We start from the raw sequence: 18,904 nt of genomic DNA, 5'->3' as shown, positions 1-18,904 counted from the left end.
ATAATTCTAATAAAAATAAAGGCCTTTTACATCGTTAAATGTAAAAAGCCTTTACCTTTTATAATGATTTTAAACGTTCGATTCGTTTTTCTAAAGGTGGATGCGTTGAGAATAATCTTGCGAATTTCTCTTTACCACTAATTTTAAAAGCAGCAATCGATTTTTGACGATCATCAACTAATCTAATATTTCGACTTAATGATTCTAAAGCATAAATCATATTATCTTTTCCACCAAGTTCTGCCGCATACCTGTCTGCCTTAAACTCTCTTTTTCTTGAATGCCAGAAAATAATTGGACTACTTAAAATACTGAATACGATCTCAAATACTACTGAACAAAGAAAATAAACAACATAAGATAACTCTTCTCTTACAAAATTAGAAACAATTTTTGCCACTAAACGTGAGAAGAAAATGACAAAAGTATTAATTACACCTTGTAATAATGTTGTAGTAACCATATCTCCATTTTTTATATGGGCAATTTCATGTGCTAAAACACCACTAATTGCTGGACGATCCATAGTCTCAATCATTCCACTTGAAACAGCTACTAAAGATCGTCTTTTACTAGGTCCTGTAGCAAAAGCATTAACCTCTACTGAATCATAAACCCCTACTTGTGGCATCTTTTTTAAACCAGCAAGTTTTGCTAAACCATATGTCTCCTCTAGCACAAAATTAAATCGTTCATTTTGTGGAGAACGAGGATCAATTAATTTTACACCCATAACCCATTTAGCCATTATACGAGAGAATAACAATGAAATAATCGCTCCACTAAATCCTGCAATTACACTAAATGCAAGCAGTGTCCAGTATCCCCCATTACCAATATAGCGAGGTACACCTAATAAAGTTGTAATCGTAGTAATTGTAATTAAAACTAAAATATTAACAAAAATAAAGAAAGAAATACGTTTAAACAAAATCGTTCCTCCCCAACTAAATACTGGAAAGACCCTTATATTTAACTTTTATTCTTAAATATAGAGTCTAATTTCTTATACAATCCAAGAACACAATTAATTTCTTAAACTTATATTCATTCATTCTACTATATAATTCAAAATTTGTTATCTTAGATTTCTCAAATTTTATGACTTAAGAAAGTTTGTAAGATTTTCTCCAAATTAAAGTAAAGAATAGGATTAAAATCCCTACTGAAAATCCAATTATTTGATCTAATAAAAGCTCACCCGTTTTAATTAAATGAATGATAAAAGTCCCGCCAAAAATGATGATGATTAGTAATGATAGTTGAAGCATATAATTATTAATTTTCATCTATTCACCTCCACTATTTAAATATACTATTTTTCATTTACAAGCCATTAGCACTACTTAGAAAATATTCCGTCCCATCATACAAACCAAAAGAACTATGAAAATCCATTATAAATGTCATCTTCTTTATTTATTTTAAGCATATTTGAAAAAAATGACAAATGGACAACTTCTGCAATCATAGGATTAATTGATTAAGACTTTGAAAATATGATTTGGGAGGGAAGGATTTGCTAAGAAAATGGCTTACTGTTTTAATTTTAACCTGTCTTATGATTGTTGGTATTGGTATAAAACCTACCCAGGCAGCTACAAGTCAATTCATTATTATTAATAAATCAACAAACCAATTAGCTTACTATGAAAATGGTAAACTTTACAAAGTTTTTAAGGTAGCTACTGGTAAAAGTCAATCTCTTACGCCAGAAGGAAAGTTTAAAATTGTAAATAAGATTGTAAATAGACCTTACTATAAAGGTCACATCCCTGGCGGTGATCCAAGAAATCCACTCGGAAAACGTTGGCTTGGATTAAATGCCCGTGGTACATGGGGAACGACATATGCTATCCACGGTAATAACAATACAAGTTCGATTGGAAAGTATGTAAGTCATGGATGTATTAGAATGTACAATAATGAAGTCGAATGGCTTTTTAATAAGGTTAAATTAAGTACACCTGTAGTCATTACTTCTTCAAGTAAATCCTTTGACTCAATAGCAATTGCAAACGGGTATAAGGTAACAAGTAGTAATGGTGGTTCAAACGCTGTTATCCCAAGTGGAACTGTATTAAAAAAGGGAAATAGTGGTACTACAGTTAAAAAACTTCAACAAAAGCTAACAGCTCTCGGCTATAGTACAAAAGGGATCGATGGTATCTTTGGGAACAACACAGACCAAGCCGTGCGCAAATTTCAAAAAGACCGGCATTTAACAGTAGATGGTATTGTAGGACCTGCTACGATTAAAGCACTTGGTGGATTATAAGCTCGGCTTTTTAATAGAGGATATTCCTCTATTTTTTTTTATACATATCTTTTAGTTTTCAAGCTTTGTTCACCTTTACCCAATTTACAATATTATCTATTAACTTCAATGAATATAGTTTATTCTCCTTTGTCGTAGAAGAAGTTAAACTTTCAAATATAGTTGTTATATTTTCTTCAATATTAATAGATTTTATAACATGTACATAATTAGGTGCAAACTGTTTAAGAGATTGTTTACAAAATAATACTAATAATAGAATAATATATTTTTATCTATCAACTATATTACCACTTAAAAAATCTGAATAGCTTTTTTGCCCCAAAAATACAAATGTATCTTTTATTTTTATTAGTAAAAAGATCTTCTAATGAAAGAAGATCCTTAATAGGAAAGCTAATTGTAATATTACCTTAATCAAATTGTAGTCGAAATAAATACTGTGTAAATTACACTTTGAGTAATTTGAGGTGTAATATACAATGAAATTACATTATTTCTGGCAACTGGGTTTCCAGCAATCGTACTAGTCCAAGTGACAGTAGCTGTTGATGTAACTGGATTAGGATTGAAAATAATTACAGGCTGTGCACCTACATCATTTGGTGTGATAGAAAATATAATTGTTCCAGTTAAGGTATTTGGGACATTTAAAGTAATAGTAGACACTATTTGACCTGCAGCTGGTGCTGAAAGATTAATAGGAACATTATTACAAACTTGAATATTATAAGTTCCCACTGCTAGATTATTTACATTTATAGAGCTTGAAAGACCAACAATACTACCTGTACCTGCAGTTACATATGGAATAGTAATAGAATCTGCACCAGGAGATCCAGCAATTCGTTGAAATCCTGCGTTAGTACCACCAAATATAATCGCTTTCGAATTAGATCCTGAAATCCCGGTTGCTCCGGTTGTGCCAGTTGCACCTGTTCGACCTGTTGGGCCTGTTACTCCCGTTGCTCCCGTTGCCCCAGTTGCTCCTGTTGGGCCGGTTGCTCCCGTTGGGCCTGTTACTCCTGTTGCTCCCGTTGCCCCGGTTGTTCCCGTTCCAGTTGCTCCCGTTATGCCAGTTGCTCCTGTTGGGCCTGTTACTCCTGTTACTCCTGTTGCTCCTGTATTACCTTTTTTTCCTCTCTTTCCTTCCTCACCTCTAGGCCCCCTTGGACCTCTTGGACCTCGACAACAACAGCAACAACATTTTTTACAACAATCACAATCATTTTTACACTTCTTACAATCACATTTTTTCTTTTTCTCTTTCTCTTCTTTTTTTAAATGATCTTTTGAACCATTGCAACAACAACACTTTTTGCATTTGTGGTAATCATTACAATGGCAATCACATTTTTTTTATCTTCTTTACCCAAAAAATCACCTATTTCAATATCTTTTAGGCTAGTCCTCGGGTGATATATTCCTAGTTACTTACAACTTAAGATATGTATTTTTTCATTTTTTGGTTAGTTCATCAGTCTAAACGTCTAATATAAGATTTAATAAATTCTCTAAATGTAAAAATTTATCAACGTTTCTTTGAGTGTAAACACTCGTTCCCATAAAAAAAAGACTACCTAAGCAGCCTTTCGTTGTAATCATACACTATTCTATAATGAACACAATTATCTTAACTTTTTTGAATTCTCTTTACCTAGTAATATAAAATCTCTGAAGTAAATTAATAGATCAGTTAATAGAATATTTAACTAGATTAGTATAATTAATATAATGAAAATTAAAATTTTTATTTACACCGGTTAAGAACTTTGACTAATTTAGTATTTTTTTAATAAACTATTCACTTTCAAAATTAACTTTCTTACATTGTGTTTAGTAATAGATTTTAAATTCTTTATTTACAAACCATCTATTCAATTTTTAGTTGTCTTTTTATTTTGATTCTAAGTTTTATTTTTTTATGTTGTAAATAGTGTAAGAAATTCAAGGCGAAAATTCCTATTCTCAACTGGATTATTTAACCGTATAATGATTGTTGATTAACAATATTTGGTTCATTAGGTAAATATAATCTAATATTTCAATAACCAAATCAATGAACGATACAAAGGAGTACAAAAATGAAAAAACTAAGTTTAGTCCTAGCAACATTCTTACTTGTTGGGTGTAGTAACAATGCGTATGATAATGCGATGAAGAAGGCAAATGACGCTTTATTAGATGGCGAGTATGACAAAGCTCAAGTAGCTTATGAATTAGCTTTAGAAGAAAAACCAGATGATGCTAAAACAAAAGGAATATACGTAAAACTGGTGAAATTTAATAAAGTGAAAGATTTATTCAAACAACAAAATTGGGATAAAACAATTAAAGAAGGTAATGAATTATTAAACAAAAAATCTTTACCAAATTACTTAAAAACTGAGTTAACAGCGATGGTTAATAATGCTACTGATAAGGTGGACGAGTCTAAAACGGTAGCAAGTACAACTACTGATGAAACTTCCTCACATACAGACGACTCAAATGGTTCTACTGATACAACTCAACTTGTTCAAACGAATGAGCAAAATAGCACTGAGACGGGCGAAGTTGAAAATAACAAACTAAATCTTCAACAAACATATCTAACAAAATTAAATGACATTGAAGCAAGTATGACTGATTTGGATAGTCTATATAAAAGCGGCATAACCAAAGATATGGTAGAAGCTGAAGGAGAAAAATTAAATCGATGGGATACGGCATTAAATGAAATTTATCAGGTTTTAATGCGAGAACTGCCATCTTCTGAAGCTTCTAAACTAAAGGTTGAAGAAAGGGCATGGGTTAAAGAAAAAGAACGTATTGCTACAAATGAAGCTGCAGAGTACAAAGGCGGAACTTTTGAAAATGTACAATATATGAATTCACTTGCAAGATTAACCAAAGAAAGAGCGTATGAATTGGTAAATTCGTATATGATTTAAGAGTTTAAAAGTGGGGTGTTTTATAAATGTTTGAACCAAATGTAATATCAGATTTTCTTAAAAAATCTTGAAGAAGAACAAGAAAAGATAATGAGTGGGAGAACAAAATAGCACAGTACCATTCAGGTGAAATAATTAGTACCCATTATGAAAAAAAACGAAGCAAACTGTCAATTTGATGGTTTGTTTTATTAGTTTAACTATCAACAATTTACTTTAACAGAGCTAAATTTTTAAAAATTAACTATTTATAAAAGTAAGCCATTTGTTTTACAGAAAAAATAATAGATAAACTATATTTATTCCCCATTATCAAAATCTAGTAATTTTAAACTAATTCTTTCTTGCTCATCTATATAATTGCGGTGATATCTTCTTTCTTCATTATTTATTCTCCATCGCAAAATCATCTCAATTATTTTTATTTTTTAGTTTAGCATTATACAATGTTATTTAATAGTTAAGCTTAATCATTTTCTTATAAAGAAGAATAAATTGAACCAAGGAGTGTTTGGAATGGCACGTGTTTTATTTATTAATGGAGGCTCAGAAGGGCATATCAATCCTACTTTAGGAGTTGTAAAAGAGCTAGTTTCACGCGGTGAAGAGGTTGTCTACTTTTCGATAGAGTCTTTTCGAGATCGAATTGAAAAGACTGGAGCTACAGTGCGAACAATTGATGAACAAAAATTTATTAAAGCCTTTCTCTTAGGTGGTCGAACTCATTTACTAGAAAGAATTAATGGTCTATTACATACAGCAGAAATCGTTATACCTAGTGTTCTTGAACAGATTAAAGGAGAGCATTTTGATTACATCATACATGATTCTATGTTTGGTTGTGGACGTTTAATTGCTCAAATTCTTAAACTTCCCGCAATCAATTCCTGTACTACTTTTGCACAGACAGAAGAAACATTCGATAAAATGATGGAAAAGCAATTAAAGAATATTCCTGAAGAAATAATTAAACCGATTAATGATGAATTTAATAGACTGTCATTAAATATTAAGAAAAAATATGGTGTAGAGATCAATTCATCTTATGAAGTATTTTGTAATCCTGCTCCATTAACAATCGTATACACTACTAGAGCCTTTCAACCTGGTGGAGAGTCCTTTAATAATACATACAAATTTGTCGGCCCTTCTATCGGTTCACGATTACAACAGGAAACATTTGACCTTTCTACTATTAAAAGTAAAAGTCCTATATATATTTCTCTGGGAACTGTTTTTAACCACTCTATTGATTTTTATAAGCTATGTTTTGAAGCATTTGGTCATAGTGAACACTCAGTCGTACTGTCGATAGGTAAACAAACTAATCTAGATGATTTAGGGATTATTCCTCAAAACTTTATTGTAAAACAATATGTTCCACAGACAGAAGTTCTAAAATTTACTAAATTATTTATAACGCATGGTGGAATGAACAGCACAAGTGAGGGTCTCTATTACGGAGTTCCATTAATCGTAATCCCTCAAAGCGCTGATCAGCCAATAATTGCAGAGCAAATAGACAAGATTGGAGCAGGTTTGCAATTGCAAACACAAAATTTGACACCTATACAACTGCGTGAAGCCGCAGAAGATGTGTTAAGTAATAGGTCTTCTTACATTAAAGTAATCGACAGCATAAAGAAATCTTTTCAAGAAGCGGGAGGGTATAACCAGGCTGTTAATGAGATTTTCCATTTTATTTATAAATAAATAGAAAATTTACATAGGTCTTTACATTCGGGGTAGATATTCTTCACGCAACTATAAGAATGGAGCCATTATTAGTTTAGGTTTAATTCTCATTCTCTTCTGAAGCTATTTTTTTAAAAATAAAAAAAGTCATATTAAAAGTCAAGAAAAAGCTGAATCGAAATAATTGATTCAGCTTTTTCTTGAACGACTTTTAAAAAATGATTTCCACTTTTTAACGCCCTTTTCCTCTATCACATCTATTACATTAACACCTTACATGTTTACGCTTAAATCCTAAAAGACCTTTATCTAAATCTTTTTGAATTTTTTCAGAGCAAAGTAAAATTGTGCTTTTTTTCTTTTCCTTTTTCATTTCGACTGGTCCAATTACTTTAGCAGTTTCAATTGCTTTTTCATGTTGAGGTAAATATGAAATTGCTACTGTATAAACAAAATTATTCATTGCAGATTTAGTTCGTTCAGGAGAATCATGGATTGCATCTTTCACCTGGTCAAGCAAATTTGAAATCTTATCCGCATTAAATTCAGTATCTGAACGATTCCCCAAAAGCCAGCAGTAACAGCTCCAACCAGCAGACATTTTAAGTTCATCTCCGCTTGCAATCCATTTGTCGGCTACCTCTTGCGCTATATCGGCTTCAGCTAAAGTAACTGCAACTACATAGTCTGAAAGCATATAGAAATAAGCTCCATCAATCCAACTCTCAAAGTCTTCTTCAGTCATTTTCAAAGGATCTGCAATAATCCCCGCAAAATACATCGCATCGTAATTACCTGTTGCATATAATTGATTCGCTAATTGCTGATCCATTTTAATTTTCTTAGCGATCGGCTTCATTGCCCCTGTTGCCACTCCAAATAGTGGCTCATGTGCACCATTACTTATGTATGTCTTTTTTGTCCGTTCCTTACCAAGTGCTTCTAGCTCCTGCATAACCGTTTCCAATTCCACTTTTTTACACTTCCTTTCTATCTATTCCATCTCCATTGTTTCCTTTTATTCAAAACTTTTATCAAGCAACTAAATTAGCAAAATAGTTGAACCACATTGTTAAAAATTAAGTTTTGCTGTTTTATAATCATTCAAATTTATATCCATTGAGTAAGTGATTTAACTGCTTTACTTGTGCCTTGGAAAAAATACCAATTAAACAATCTTGTCCTCCTAAGTCTAGAATATAAACTTGCTTATCCGTATTTTTTATTTCTAATAAATCATTAAACATAACAATAATTTTCTCATCGATCCAGTCATCATTTACTTCTAACTTCCAACAATAATCTCTTTCATCTAAAGTAAATGAAATTGATGCTACTTGATTTTCTATATCTACAATATCTTTAATATTTTTAAGATCTAAATAATTTTTTGATAAGTCTTTAATTCTTTCTGCAATTAGAACATAATCTCCTGTGTCCTCAATACATTCCGTATCCAGATACCATATTTCATTTGAACAGTTAATATAATTTCCGTTTAATTCCAATTCACTTCCTAAAGCGATTATTAAATGCAGGTAAGGTTCTTGCTCAAATTCCTCTTTACTATACTCAGCAAAAATTAATTCTTCATTTAAAATTGGATTTAATTCTATCCCTATCTTTTGCAATTCAAATAATTGTTCATGGAAACTTACCTTCTTTTTAGATTTTAAAAAACGAAACATTCAATCACCAACTTAAAGATTAATTTATCTGTTTGCTTTATTAACCACCACAATATTATATCATTTCTTCTACTACTAAACCGCCGCAACTAAATATCCAATCAATTCTTCCCTATAACATCAAAAAAAAATAAGTTGCCATGACAACTCATTATCTTAAAAATTATTTAATCATTACAACTCTATATAATTTATTATATTTTTTATTGATTTGGCATTGTCTATACTAACACTTCTATATCCGTTAAAACCATTGATTTTTATAATTGCACCACTTTTTGTGAACCAAAGTAATGAACTATATTCAACTGTTTTATCTATTGGACTTCTGAATGTTAACTGAACATCGTATTTTGCTAAATCAACAATTGGATTTTCTATTTTTTTACTAAATAAAAATATTTCTTCTAATTGATTTAATTTTGCTTGTTTTTCTACATTTATTGGTTTAAATTCGATTACATTTTTCCCGAACTTTGTGTAGTTATAACCAATCCATATTTCATTTTTTGCCTTAGTAAACTTCATATTTTCAAAATAAAGTCCACCTAAGCATAATCCTATGATTGCTATGCATATCAAAAATATATATGGCCTTCTCAACTATAGCCCCTCCGTAAAATAGATCCGCTTCCTATCTCTATATAACCATATTTTACCATTTTTAAAAGTAGTTTAATATAAGAATTGTTCTAGTTTCATCTATCTTTCACATATTTTACTTGTTGTTTTTCGATTACTAGATTTCAGTTGGAGCGCAGATTATCTTTGAGTTTTGTCCATATACTGAATTTAGATAGATAGGAATTATTATGTAAAGTAAAAAACTCGCTAAAATAATTAGCGAGTTAATTTTTGTATTTAAATAGAGGTGTATATTTATATAAATCATTAATTTGACAAAAATTTTCCAATCTCATTTGACAAAATTGAAGTATCCCACGGATACCAATAGTAGGTTGCACCGTCAAATTCAATATTATATTTATAGGCAATTGGTTCATCTATAAACAATACAATTTCATAATGAGTAGAATCTGTATTATCATTATTTGGCTGGAAATTTGAATCTTCTTTACTATTCTTTAAAATATCCAGAAAGCTATCTATTTTTTCTTTGTCATTAATAACAGATATCTTTTTCGCGTTAGGGGAATAAGATTGATAGATTTCAATCTTATCTACCTTTTCGATTGGTACATCTTTAAAATACCACTTATAATCTGTAGTTCCTTTTGCATAATAGATGCTATATCCATTTATTGCAGTTTTGTCTTTTAAGGCAATTAATTCAGGATTACCCTTTATTGAATAAATTTCCGTTCCTTTCTCACGGAATGCTGCATCTCCATCTTTTATTTTATAACTTGGATTTGTAACATGATCTGCTACTTTGAATTTTACTTCCCCTACTTTTTCATCAATAAATTTTTCATTAGTTAAAACGCCTGATTCTATGCCATAGTACTCAACCCCATTCCATCTAACAAAGTCTACCCAATCGATCGGTGATTGACTTTCTGAAGTGGTAAATCGACAAGCTACAAGTAGTAAAGGCAATATTATAAACGAAAGCTTGAACAGATTAACCTTTTTCATTAAAACCTCCTTAAAAATAGTCTTTTTTACATAGTATTCAATTTCTTTAATGAAATGCCCCATCACGTTTACACCTTGAACTCAATTATTCTTCACTCCTATTATTTTAAATCTCTACTAGTAGATGAAATAGAATAGTATGCGAAACAACAATTATATTAAAATTACACTTAAGTGATAGGAAAGAAATCTTGTTGACTCCCCCTATCCTTACTCCTCTTAATCTCAATAGATGCTCCAAATTCATATGAAATAATATAGCGAATTTATTGTGTTTTACGCCCACTAATTAATCGTGACAAAAGCACATTTTTTATAAAAAGTTGTCTTTGAAAGCACTTACATTTTAATTGAACATAAAATATTATTGAATGGAGGGATGAGTGAATGGAAAGAATTTTTTTAATGTTAGCTAGTATTATAGCTGGTTTTGCTTTAATCAAAATGCCTTTAGCAGGCACATTCTTATCAAGTGTACAGCCATTAACTGATTTAATTGGTATTTTAGCTATTTTAATTTTCTCCCTTTTCCTAATATATAAAGCTTTTATGAATCTTATCGGTAAGTAGGTAGAATATTAGGTTTAGGAATCTTTTTTAAAATATACTAACGAAACAAATCATTAAATAAACCTGTATCTGATTACTAGTTAATCTAAGATACAGGTTATTTTTTATAATGCCAAAAATATTTCTAGTGTTCTTTCCTTCTAATTGAATTATTTCCCTTAACTCGCTTTAAGGTAGCTACGATCAGAAAGCTTACAATTACTAATAAGAGCCATGAACTTACTTTTCCTAAATGAACTAAACTCCAAGCAACCGACTGATTAGGATATTGCCATGCTCCAAAAAACGTTGCAATATTTTCGGCAATCCATATAAAAAATCCGATTAGGACGAAAGAAAGTGCAATTGGCATTCGGTATCTGGTCCCATTGACTTCATAAGTGACCCAAGATTTCCAAAAAACAATTATGACAAGCCCTGATAACCACCAACGAACGTCCATCCAAAAATGGTGGGTAAAGAAATTCAAATAAATTGCTGCTGCAAGTGAAGCAACTACAAAAAATGGTGGCCAATTAATTAGTTCAACCTTCAACCTTCTCCACGCTTGACATAAATAACTTGCAACACTTGCGTACATAAATCCACTATATAGTGGCACTCCAAATAGTTTTGAGTATCCTTCCCCTGGATATGCCCAAGAGCCCATATGTACTTTAAAAAGTTCAAGCGCAAGTCCTATTAGGTGAAACAATGTGATGACTTTTAATTCATCCAATGTTTCAAGTCCGGTACGCACCATTAACCACTGCATCAAAATACAGATCAAAAGTAACCAATCATATCGAGGCAGAAATGGAAGTGGTACAATTTTAGTAAAAGCTAACGAGGCAAAAATCACTACAGGAAAAATACAAGATAAAGCCTGCTCCAAACCAAATCGAACAAGTTGTTTGATCGCTCTTATAAAATGTGACTCAGTCTTTTGAAGTATTAAATTCACAATTAGCTCTCCTTCATAAATTTATATCAATCTTATCGATTTACTTGTTGTCTTCATCATTTTGGTACTCTAAAATATCTCCAGGTTGACACTCTAGGGCCTTACAAATCGCTTCTAAAGTTGCAAAACGAATGGCTTTTGCTTTGCCGTTTTTCAATATAGATAGATTCGCCATCGTAATCCCAACCTTTTCCGAAAGCTCGGTTACACTCATTTTCCTTTTTGCTAACATTACATCAATATTGATAATAATTGCCATGTTCTTCACCTCAGACCGTTAAATCATTTTCTGATTTTATATCAATCGCCTCTTTCAAAAGCTTTTCGAGAACGGCTGTAAAGACTGCAATTACCAATGAAGCAAAAATCAAAATCATGCCAATAACAATAATTCCTGGAGCATCATCCATATCTGCAATTAAATAAAAAAGTGGCAACCCTAATACATACAAAACACTAATTGCTATTGCACTAAATTTTATTTTCTTTAAAGCATTAACCGATAATTCCGAGAAAGCTTTGTTTTTATCAATATAGCTTAAAAGCTTAAATGCTTGATAAAGAGCAAAATAGAAAGGAATCGCAGCTGCATAAAGATCTATAAAAATAAAATATTTCATTAATGCAATATTCGGATACAGCTCAGCTGTAAATTCTGCAATCTTAGGAACCACAATTATACACAATGCAAGAACTGGTAGCCCAATAAGAATCACTACTATTTTTAAAAAGAGAGTTGATCCTCGTTTCATAAAAGCACCTCACTAAATTATTTTCAATTTGAATTTACCATACAATTTATCGTTTTACAATAAATTATTGTTGTTTTTTATTATATTATTATTGTTATAAAAATATCCTTACATTTTATAAATAGTAAAAAAGCATTTCTCACCTAAAGAAATGCTCGTAAAAACTTAATCATCGATCTCTCCTCATAAAGAGAAAATTTTTAAAAATGTTAGAGTTGAAATAAATTAACAGATTAATTTTTACTGTGAGTAACATATTACTGTTTTTAACAGTATATTGTTATTAACAGTATGAAATTATTTTTTGTGAGGAAATTTACGAATTTAGGAGGTTTACAATTTATGAAACATACAGGCCGACATACAGGTGCATTTCTTTTATTGTTTTTAACAGAAGGGGACAGTTATGGAGGGAAGCTTTTACAGAAGTGTGAGGAAGAACTTCCAATCAATCCAATTGACAGTTCCATATTATATCGAACTCTAAAGCAATTAGAGACTGAAGGTGATGTTGAGTCTTATTTAGGTACATCCGAGCAAGATAAACCGATCAAGATGTACAAAATTACTGAAGTTGGAAAAGAAAAATTAGAAGAATTTCAAATAAATATTGAAGAAAAACTTAAGAATTTAACATTTTTCCTAAGCAGATACAATGTATGGAAGGTGAAGAATCATGATTAATGCTTTGATCCTATACAGTTTAGCCATCATTCTTACTATTATTTCTTTTATAAAAGATCGAGAAAAAACGAAAGAGGCTCTATTAAAATCATGGAAGATGTTTTGTAATATTTTACCTGAAATTTTAACTATTATGTTTTTTGTAGGACTATCCTTATCGTTATTAACGCCCTCACTCGTTTCTTCGATTATTGGGGAACAATCTGGAATAAAAGGAATTATACTATCTACATTAATTGGGTCAGTTGGACTAATTCCTAGTTTTATCGTTTTTCCTCTTGGAGAAACATTAGTCCAAAATGGTGCTGGACTCCCACAAGTAGCAGTGTTAATGTCTACATTAATGTCTGTAGGAATTGTTACTTTACCTATGGAACAAAAATTATTTGGAAGAAGTTTTGCATATGCACGTAATGCAAGTGGACTTTTAATGTCTCTTTTATTTGCATATATTATTTGGTTGGTGATGGTATGAGACAATTAAGAAAATATCGTTTCTTTTTTATATTATTTGGGTCGTTCATCGTTCTAACATTAATAAACCACTCACTTGGAATGAAAGCATTTCAATTAACTGGAAATAGTATTTTAAATATGTTATTTCTCCTTCCACCTGTTTTAATATTTGTTGGCTTACTTGACAAATGGGTTGAAAAAGAAACCCTTATTAAATATATGGGGGATAAATCCGGTATTTACGGTGTTTTGTTTGCTCTCTTACTTGGTGGTATTGCAGCTGGTCCACTATACCTAGCTTTTCCAATCGCGGTACTTTTATTGAAAAAAGGAGCAAGTATTCGCTATGTTGTTTTCTTTTTAGGAGTTTGGACAACGGCTAAACTACCTGTCGTTATATATGAATTTGCTTCATTTGGTATAAAATTTACACTGATTCATATATGTTTTGGCTTAGTATTTTACTATTTAATGGGAATCATTTTTGAGAAGTTTTATAATCATAAACAATTGTTAAATTTTGATAATAACAAAGATATTTCTTTATAGATATAATCTTAATGAAAAAAGAGTACAAAATGAAGAGCGATTTATCCTAAACACAAACAAACTAAATGAATAGCTGCAAACTCAAGAAGACCAGCCCCTATGCTAGTCTTCTTGAAATGATTAAAGTATAAACCGCTATCTCTTGTTTAGTATCCATTGCAGTCACATGAAATGTTCAATTATATAGCCTATTGCACTTGTCGTATCATTTCCCACCGTGTCTATCTAAATCTTTCTCTTCAATTTTTTGTAAAATCTGTATGAGTGTCTAGTAAAATCCAAGAATTTCAATGGGATTTTAATAGGTACTTTATACAAAGTTTTTTTATATAGTTTATAGTAAGCTTTGACTAAATCTTCCCACTTTTCATCCTTGCCTTTTTTGTAAAAGTCAGATATATCTACAACGTATCCTCTACCATCTTTCATCATCACATTTTTTCCGTGAACGTCGTATGGATTTAACCCACGACTAATCGCATACTTAAGCGCAATATTTACATCTTTAATCACACTCTCAGGTATTCGATCACCATTCGCAAGGGCGTTGTATAGGGTAATTCCTTCTAATCTTTTTAAGACTAGATATTTTTCACCGTATTGTATCAATTTCGAATAAGCTGGATGTTCTCCCAATTGTTTATAGACTTGAACTTCTTTTTCTAAACCATCTAGGTCTTTTCCATACACTTTAACGACTACATTTGGTTCAGAATGGTGAATAAAAACAGCAGCATAATTACCTGATCCAATGCATTTCCAGCCTTCAGGTATATTCTTAACTACTATTGGGTCATTTGGGCGTTCACTCTTGAGGTTTACATTCGTAATTAATTCATTTTCAATTAGAATCTTAAATTCTGATTGATTTATTAAAATAGACATTCGTTTACCCCTTTATATCTGTTTCCTATTATCTCTCAATCAATTAGCCTATTAAAAAATTTACCAATTCGTTAAACCTGTTAATAATGCTTCAAAATTAGGAGCTATATTGATTATTTGATCTTCATCCACGTCAATATATATAACTGGTGCCTCTTCTTTTGTCTTCCTATAATCCATCAGCAATCTAAGAATGTCCATCACCTTAAATTAGAACAATATTAAGTGGCAAGCCCATTCTTTTATAAGATACTCACTTTCTAAAATCCCAGTTTCCTCACCAATTTATAAAATATGATCTACATTAATATGGTCATCAGCCCATGAAGTTGGAATTTCAGTACGAAATGAATTATATTTAATCATTCCCCCGTTTTGTTGTTTAAGAATCTCTATGTATTTATTAGGTAATTTAATGTTAAACTTTTTTTTCTGCCTTTTTTATCATCTCGCGCGTTATTGGTTCTAATTGATATAAGTCGTTCTCCTCTAGCCAAATGCTTCTTCATTTTAAGCACTCCTTGATTAGGATCATTTCAAGGCTTAAGTTATTAAATCTATCATTATATAAGACTTTATTTCTTAAATAACTGATTTACTTTATTTTTCTCTTTTAAATTAGTGTGGATTAGTTCCTCTAGTTCCTTTTCATTTGTGTAAGAACTTAAATCTTTTCCATACCATTCATCCAGATGTTGTCTTTTTACAGTATAATTTTGATCAGCAAAATCAAAAACAATCCATTCTACATTTTTGATCAATGCAAATAAGTAAGTTGCGTTATTTATTACGATATTTTTAGTATTTGCGGGTAAATTCTTATATTCAATCGTTATACCATAAGGCTTCTTTTTTGTTTGGAGTGACACTTGGGTGAATTCTTTATGATTCGGTAATTGTTTTATAATATTTCCTACAGCACTGTTATTACCGACATAAGAATTTTTATAATGAAAAATATCCTTACTTGTGTTTTTGCTTAAAGAACAGCTGGTTAAACTGATCAATAACATTATTAGTATGAAATAAGCTAAAAATTTTTTCATATTTCCCCCTTTGTAATTGAGCACGAATTCAATTAGTGAGCACAATTAAATATACGATTTTACTAAGAAATTGATTAAACTTTTTATCAAGCATGCAAATTGTTAAATAGGAGCTGATTAATCAGCTCCTATTTCATCTTAATTATAAATTAAATTTGATTTTTACATTTGAAGCCCTTGTTCACGTTCTTTTTTTCCTCCACGTGACCAAATCACGACTGGAATAAGGATTAAAGACAAAGCTCCTCCAGCTAATGATAATGTTGCATAGCTTGAATTAGCTACAATCATTCCAGACAAAGCTCCTCCAGATGCTCCTGCTAGTGCAATAAGTACATCAACAGTCCCTTGAGTTTTGGCACGTGTAGATGAATCTGTTGAATCAACAATTTGAGCAGTCCCACTGATTAGTCCAAAGTTCCAACCTAATCCTAGTAATGAAAGCGCAACTACTAGAAGAATCATTGAATCACTAGGTGCTAATGCAGCGGTCAATCCTGCTAAGAGTAGAGTCGCCCCAGACGCAATCGACATGGCAGTTCGACCGACTTTATCAACTAGAATTCCTGTAATTAATGAAGGAAGATACATCGATCCAATATGAAATGCAATCACGATCCCTACTTCATTTAGTCCATGACCGTGATGTTCCATATGAATAGGTGTCATTGTCATAATAGCAACCATTACAATTTGTGTCAGTACCATAGTTGCGGCTCCAACAGCAATTCCCCTGTTGTTTTTAATACTTTCTACAGGTGATGTATTTTCCACATTAACTTGTTTTGTTTTATTTGACTCGATCATTTTTGCGATAATTAATGGGTCTGGATTAAGCATAATGAAAAGAAAAAGACCAGCCAAAATGAAAGCAGTTGCAGATAAGATGAACGGACCTGCAAGTGCTGGTACGCCAATGGAAGTTGCAAATTTCCCCATTGGTCCGATTAAGTTAGGACCTGCAACAGCACCAAAAGTTGTAGAAACCATTGCAATACTAATCGCTTTAGCACGTTGTTTATTATTTGCTAAATCAGTTCCCGCATATCTAGCCTGCAAATTGGTTGCTGTTCCTGCACCGTAAATCAAAAGTGAGGCAAATAAAAGGATAATACTGTTTGTCATCGCTGCAATTACTACACCGATTGCACCAAGTCCACCTGTAAAAAATCCCCCAGCAAGCCCTATTCGTCGACCAAACTTTTGAGAAAGCCTACCGACAATTAATGCCGCTCCTGCCGAACCTAGTGTAAACAGGGATGCAGGAAGACCAGTAAAAGCATCTGTACCAAGCATTTGTTGTGCTAGTAGTGCACCCACTGTAACCCCAGCAGCTAAACCTGCTCCACCAAAAATTTGCGAAATGCTAACCATCAAGAGTGTCCGTTTATATAGCATTTTTTGTTTTTCCTCTGAATTCACATAATCCATTGCAAAATTATGGGCTCGATTATTCATTTATACACCTTCTTCTATCTCGTGCGATTATTTAAATATGATTGCTAATGAATGTAAACGTTCTCTTTTATTTTAACAAAAATCAATTTATATCAAACTATTATTTTTATTTTCTTTCGTAAATTTAAATCAAATCTTCAATAGATAGAATTTCTTCACTGGACAGATCAACAGCAAACCATGTTGAACAATCAAATTCATCTAATGCATAATTCCAAGCAATAACAAAATGAATTTGAGTTACCTCATTTATTTCAAGTGATGTAAGTGGCACAGAAAGTCCAGTATAGTCTTTGTTGTACTGAATTATATTGTCTGGAATTTCTTGTTCCAATCGATTAAATTTATTCGCCATCATGTCTTTTTCATGGAATCGATTTAGTAATTTATTTCCGTCTTGTGTTCCGATAGTCATATTAAATTCTTTATACTCAAATGTTATGGCATCTAGATTTTCTCCACTATTAGAACCACAAACAGTTTCTTTTAAATTGATCGGTATTAATTTTGTATCGAACTTACATTTTAAACTTTTGACTAATGGTTTAATCCTCCAAATTCCAGCAATAACTTTTTCAACTTTCATATGATTAGGGATTTTATAATCAGGTTCGCAAATTACTAATTCGGCAATAAAATGTTGATGGTTATAACAAAGTAAAGTGCCACCATTATAGAGCGTAAAACATTCCGAAATTTCAGTTAAGTTATTGTACCGTTTATCGTCAATATTTAGTTCCAACAAAACTAGACCAAGCGGTGTTAAGATTTCTTTGTAACAGATGTTTGCTTGAGCATATGTATTTTTACTTTGAAAAAGCTTCATATTTCCCTCTCCTATATAACTTATACACATCATTCTCTGGATCTACAACGAATTCATACTTATTTCCTTTCAATTGATCATCATAGACTTCAAATTAACAGATAAAACAAATGCATCGAGCCTTTTGACTTGATGCATTTGTTCTTTTAATAGAATGAATAAGTAACGATTCTACGCTTTTTTAACAAATTCAGACTTCAACTTCATGGCACCAAAACCTTCTATTTTACAATCGATATCGTGATCGCCTTCGACTAATCGAATACTTTTCACTTTTGTACCAATTTTAACGACAAGTGATGTGCCCTTTACTTTTAAATCCTTTATAACAGTAACTGAATCTCCATCATTTAAAATATTACCGTTCGCATCTTTCACTACTTTTGTTTCGTCATTTGTATTTTCTGTTTCCATTGTCCATTCATAACCACATTCTGGACAAATTAAAAGATTTCCATCTTCATATGTATATGCTGAATTACATTTAGGACAATTAGGTAGATTTTCCATTGTTTTTCCTCCGCTCATTACTGAATCTATAC

The 18,904-nt window shown here is 31.5% G+C and carries 25 protein-coding genes; 8 read left to right on the top strand and 17 right to left on the bottom strand.

The window, feature by feature from the left end; all coding sequences use genetic code 11:
- Window positions 1-58: 58 nt before the first annotated feature.
- Both htpX and AB1282_RS15375 read right to left on the bottom strand, forming a co-directional pair.
- Entirely contained in the window at window positions 59-931 is an 873-nt protein-coding gene (gene htpX, locus AB1282_RS15380; RefSeq protein ID WP_429899454.1) for a protease HtpX, read from the bottom strand.
- A gap of 175 nt (window positions 932-1,106) precedes the next feature.
- Window positions 1,107-1,289, bottom strand: coding sequence for a hypothetical protein (locus AB1282_RS15375; protein WP_429899453.1), 183 nt, complete (start codon window positions 1,287-1,289; stop codon window positions 1,107-1,109).
- 230 nt (window positions 1,290-1,519) lie between these two features.
- On the opposite strand from AB1282_RS15375, the gene AB1282_RS15370 reads away from it, so the two are divergent.
- Window positions 1,520-2,278, top strand: coding sequence for a L,D-transpeptidase family protein (locus AB1282_RS15370; RefSeq protein WP_286131678.1), 759 nt, complete (start codon window positions 1,520-1,522; stop codon window positions 2,276-2,278).
- 417 nt (window positions 2,279-2,695) lie between these two features.
- Here AB1282_RS15370 and AB1282_RS15365 read toward each other — a convergent pair whose 3' ends face one another.
- The gene (locus AB1282_RS15365; protein WP_429899452.1) at window positions 2,696-2,947 is read right to left on the bottom strand and encodes a hypothetical protein; all 252 of its coding nucleotides are present in this window, start codon (window positions 2,945-2,947) and stop codon (window positions 2,696-2,698) included.
- Window positions 2,948-3,200: 253 nt separating this feature from the next.
- On the opposite strand from AB1282_RS15365, the gene AB1282_RS15360 reads away from it, so the two are divergent.
- The 3 genes from AB1282_RS15360 to AB1282_RS15350 all read left to right on the top strand — a co-directional run bounded on the left by AB1282_RS15360 (window position 3,201) and on the right by AB1282_RS15350 (window position 6,924).
- Window positions 3,201-3,566 carry a hypothetical protein gene (locus tag AB1282_RS15360; RefSeq protein WP_429899451.1) on the top strand — a complete coding sequence of 122 codons (366 nt, stop codon included), beginning with the start codon at window positions 3,201-3,203 and terminating at the stop codon, window positions 3,564-3,566.
- A gap of 796 nt (window positions 3,567-4,362) precedes the next feature.
- Complete coding sequence (locus tag AB1282_RS15355) at window positions 4,363-5,211, top strand: lysozyme inhibitor LprI family protein (protein ID WP_056470231.1); 849 nt, start codon at window positions 4,363-4,365, stop codon at window positions 5,209-5,211.
- A 516-nt stretch (window positions 5,212-5,727) separates the two neighbouring features.
- Window positions 5,728-6,924: a macrolide family glycosyltransferase gene (locus AB1282_RS15350; protein ID WP_429899450.1), complete on the top strand. Its 1,197-nt coding sequence runs from the start codon at window positions 5,728-5,730 to the stop codon at window positions 6,922-6,924.
- 247 nt (window positions 6,925-7,171) lie between these two features.
- Here AB1282_RS15350 and AB1282_RS15345 read toward each other — a convergent pair whose 3' ends face one another.
- From AB1282_RS15345 to AB1282_RS15330, 4 genes are all read right to left on the bottom strand, one after another.
- Window positions 7,172-7,879, bottom strand: a complete 708-nt coding sequence (locus AB1282_RS15345) for a DNA alkylation repair protein (RefSeq protein ID WP_390312857.1) — start codon at window positions 7,877-7,879, stop codon at window positions 7,172-7,174.
- 127 nt (window positions 7,880-8,006) lie between these two features.
- On the bottom strand, window positions 8,007-8,594 hold the full coding sequence (locus AB1282_RS15340) for a hypothetical protein (protein WP_429899449.1): 588 nt from the start codon (window positions 8,592-8,594) through the stop codon (window positions 8,007-8,009).
- Between the two features lie 174 nt (window positions 8,595-8,768).
- Entirely contained in the window at window positions 8,769-9,197 is a 429-nt protein-coding gene (locus AB1282_RS15335; protein WP_429899448.1) for a hypothetical protein, read from the bottom strand.
- 288 nt (window positions 9,198-9,485) lie between these two features.
- Window positions 9,486-10,193: a hypothetical protein gene (locus AB1282_RS15330; RefSeq protein WP_429899447.1), complete on the bottom strand. Its 708-nt coding sequence runs from the start codon at window positions 10,191-10,193 to the stop codon at window positions 9,486-9,488.
- A 387-nt stretch (window positions 10,194-10,580) separates the two neighbouring features.
- On the opposite strand from AB1282_RS15330, the gene AB1282_RS15325 reads away from it, so the two are divergent.
- On the top strand, window positions 10,581-10,763 hold the full coding sequence (locus tag AB1282_RS15325) for a hypothetical protein (protein ID WP_056470246.1): 183 nt from the start codon (window positions 10,581-10,583) through the stop codon (window positions 10,761-10,763).
- Between the two features lie 124 nt (window positions 10,764-10,887).
- Here AB1282_RS15325 and AB1282_RS15320 read toward each other — a convergent pair whose 3' ends face one another.
- The 3 genes from AB1282_RS15320 to AB1282_RS15310 form a co-directional block, all read right to left on the bottom strand.
- Entirely contained in the window at window positions 10,888-11,670 is a 783-nt protein-coding gene (locus tag AB1282_RS15320) for a DUF817 domain-containing protein (protein ID WP_082459474.1), read from the bottom strand.
- 76 nt (window positions 11,671-11,746) lie between these two features.
- On the bottom strand, window positions 11,747-11,965 hold the full coding sequence (locus AB1282_RS15315; RefSeq protein ID WP_056470252.1) for a helix-turn-helix domain-containing protein: 219 nt from the start codon (window positions 11,963-11,965) through the stop codon (window positions 11,747-11,749).
- Window positions 11,966-11,975: 10 nt separating this feature from the next.
- Window positions 11,976-12,458: a DUF2975 domain-containing protein gene (locus AB1282_RS15310; RefSeq protein WP_429899446.1), complete on the bottom strand. Its 483-nt coding sequence runs from the start codon at window positions 12,456-12,458 to the stop codon at window positions 11,976-11,978.
- Window positions 12,459-12,800: 342 nt separating this feature from the next.
- Here AB1282_RS15310 and AB1282_RS15305 point away from each other — a divergent pair, with 342 nt between their 5' ends.
- From AB1282_RS15305 to AB1282_RS15295, 3 genes are read left to right on the top strand one after another with little or no spacing between them, the layout of a single operon-like run.
- Window positions 12,801-13,142: a PadR family transcriptional regulator gene (locus AB1282_RS15305; RefSeq protein WP_429899445.1), complete on the top strand. Its 342-nt coding sequence runs from the start codon at window positions 12,801-12,803 to the stop codon at window positions 13,140-13,142.
- Complete coding sequence (locus tag AB1282_RS15300; protein ID WP_429899444.1) at window positions 13,135-13,617, top strand: hypothetical protein; 483 nt, start codon at window positions 13,135-13,137, stop codon at window positions 13,615-13,617. Before AB1282_RS15305 ends, AB1282_RS15300 begins: the two co-directional genes overlap by 8 nt.
- Window positions 13,614-14,147 (top strand): permease, encoded by a 534-nt coding sequence (locus tag AB1282_RS15295; protein ID WP_056470263.1) that lies wholly within the window; start codon window positions 13,614-13,616, stop codon window positions 14,145-14,147. Before AB1282_RS15300 ends, AB1282_RS15295 begins: the two co-directional genes overlap by 4 nt.
- Window positions 14,148-14,372: 225 nt before the next feature.
- On the opposite strand, the gene AB1282_RS15290 is transcribed toward AB1282_RS15295, so the two are convergent.
- From AB1282_RS15290 to AB1282_RS15260, 7 genes are all read right to left on the bottom strand, one after another.
- Entirely contained in the window at window positions 14,373-15,032 is a 660-nt protein-coding gene (locus AB1282_RS15290; protein WP_429899443.1) for a serine/threonine protein kinase, read from the bottom strand.
- Between the two features lie 60 nt (window positions 15,033-15,092).
- Window positions 15,093-15,218: a hypothetical protein gene (locus tag AB1282_RS15285; RefSeq protein ID WP_429899442.1), complete on the bottom strand. Its 126-nt coding sequence runs from the start codon at window positions 15,216-15,218 to the stop codon at window positions 15,093-15,095.
- Window positions 15,219-15,317: 99 nt separating this feature from the next.
- On the bottom strand, window positions 15,318-15,422 hold the full coding sequence (locus tag AB1282_RS15280; RefSeq protein WP_429901158.1) for a hypothetical protein: 105 nt from the start codon (window positions 15,420-15,422) through the stop codon (window positions 15,318-15,320).
- Window positions 15,423-15,607: 185 nt separating this feature from the next.
- A complete protein-coding gene (locus AB1282_RS15275; RefSeq protein ID WP_056470269.1) occupies window positions 15,608-16,078 on the bottom strand; it encodes a DUF4825 domain-containing protein in 471 nt (156 codons plus the stop codon).
- Window positions 16,079-16,240: 162 nt separating this feature from the next.
- A complete protein-coding gene (locus tag AB1282_RS15270; RefSeq protein ID WP_056470272.1) occupies window positions 16,241-17,536 on the bottom strand; it encodes an MFS transporter in 1,296 nt (431 codons plus the stop codon).
- 124 nt (window positions 17,537-17,660) lie between these two features.
- On the bottom strand, window positions 17,661-18,362 hold the full coding sequence (locus tag AB1282_RS15265) for a hypothetical protein (RefSeq protein ID WP_429899441.1): 702 nt from the start codon (window positions 18,360-18,362) through the stop codon (window positions 17,661-17,663).
- 171 nt (window positions 18,363-18,533) lie between these two features.
- Entirely contained in the window at window positions 18,534-18,872 is a 339-nt protein-coding gene (locus tag AB1282_RS15260) for a zinc ribbon domain-containing protein YjdM (RefSeq protein WP_129689114.1), read from the bottom strand.
- Between the last annotated feature and the right edge of the window lie 32 nt (window positions 18,873-18,904).

Origin of the sequence: Gottfriedia sp. S16(2024) (assembly GCF_050473765.1) — a bacterium.
Taxonomy (GTDB): domain Bacteria; phylum Bacillota; class Bacilli; order Bacillales; family Bacillaceae_G; genus Gottfriedia.
This window is presented reverse-complemented; position numbering and strand designations above follow the sequence as displayed.

Coding starts and splice junctions, on each gene's coding strand:
- AB1282_RS15325 (WP_056470246.1), top strand. CDS start 10,581: ATGGAAAGAATTTTTTTAATGTTAGCTAGTATTATAGCTGGTTTTGCT.
- AB1282_RS15315 (WP_056470252.1), bottom strand. CDS start 11,965: ATGGCAATTATTATCAATATTGATGTAATGTTAGCAAAAAGGAAAATG.
- AB1282_RS15300 (WP_429899444.1), top strand. CDS start 13,135: ATGATTAATGCTTTGATCCTATACAGTTTAGCCATCATTCTTACTATT.
- AB1282_RS15355 (WP_056470231.1), top strand. CDS start 4,363: ATGAAAAAACTAAGTTTAGTCCTAGCAACATTCTTACTTGTTGGGTGT.
- AB1282_RS15305 (WP_429899445.1), top strand. CDS start 12,801: ATGAAACATACAGGCCGACATACAGGTGCATTTCTTTTATTGTTTTTA.
- AB1282_RS15375 (WP_429899453.1), bottom strand. CDS start 1,289: ATGAAAATTAATAATTATATGCTTCAACTATCATTACTAATCATCATC.
- AB1282_RS15265 (WP_429899441.1), bottom strand. CDS start 18,362: ATGAAGCTTTTTCAAAGTAAAAATACATATGCTCAAGCAAACATCTGT.
- AB1282_RS15260 (WP_129689114.1), bottom strand. CDS start 18,872: ATGGAAAATCTACCTAATTGTCCTAAATGTAATTCAGCATATACATAT.
- AB1282_RS15340 (WP_429899449.1), bottom strand. CDS start 8,594: ATGTTTCGTTTTTTAAAATCTAAAAAGAAGGTAAGTTTCCATGAACAA.
- AB1282_RS15275 (WP_056470269.1), bottom strand. CDS start 16,078: ATGAAAAAATTTTTAGCTTATTTCATACTAATAATGTTATTGATCAGT.
- AB1282_RS15310 (WP_429899446.1), bottom strand. CDS start 12,458: ATGAAACGAGGATCAACTCTCTTTTTAAAAATAGTAGTGATTCTTATT.
- AB1282_RS15295 (WP_056470263.1), top strand. CDS start 13,614: ATGAGACAATTAAGAAAATATCGTTTCTTTTTTATATTATTTGGGTCG.
- AB1282_RS15290 (WP_429899443.1), bottom strand. CDS start 15,032: ATGTCTATTTTAATAAATCAATCAGAATTTAAGATTCTAATTGAAAAT.
- AB1282_RS15330 (WP_429899447.1), bottom strand. CDS start 10,193: ATGAAAAAGGTTAATCTGTTCAAGCTTTCGTTTATAATATTGCCTTTA.
- AB1282_RS15350 (WP_429899450.1), top strand. CDS start 5,728: ATGGCACGTGTTTTATTTATTAATGGAGGCTCAGAAGGGCATATCAAT.
- AB1282_RS15270 (WP_056470272.1), bottom strand. CDS start 17,536: ATGAATAATCGAGCCCATAATTTTGCAATGGATTATGTGAATTCAGAG.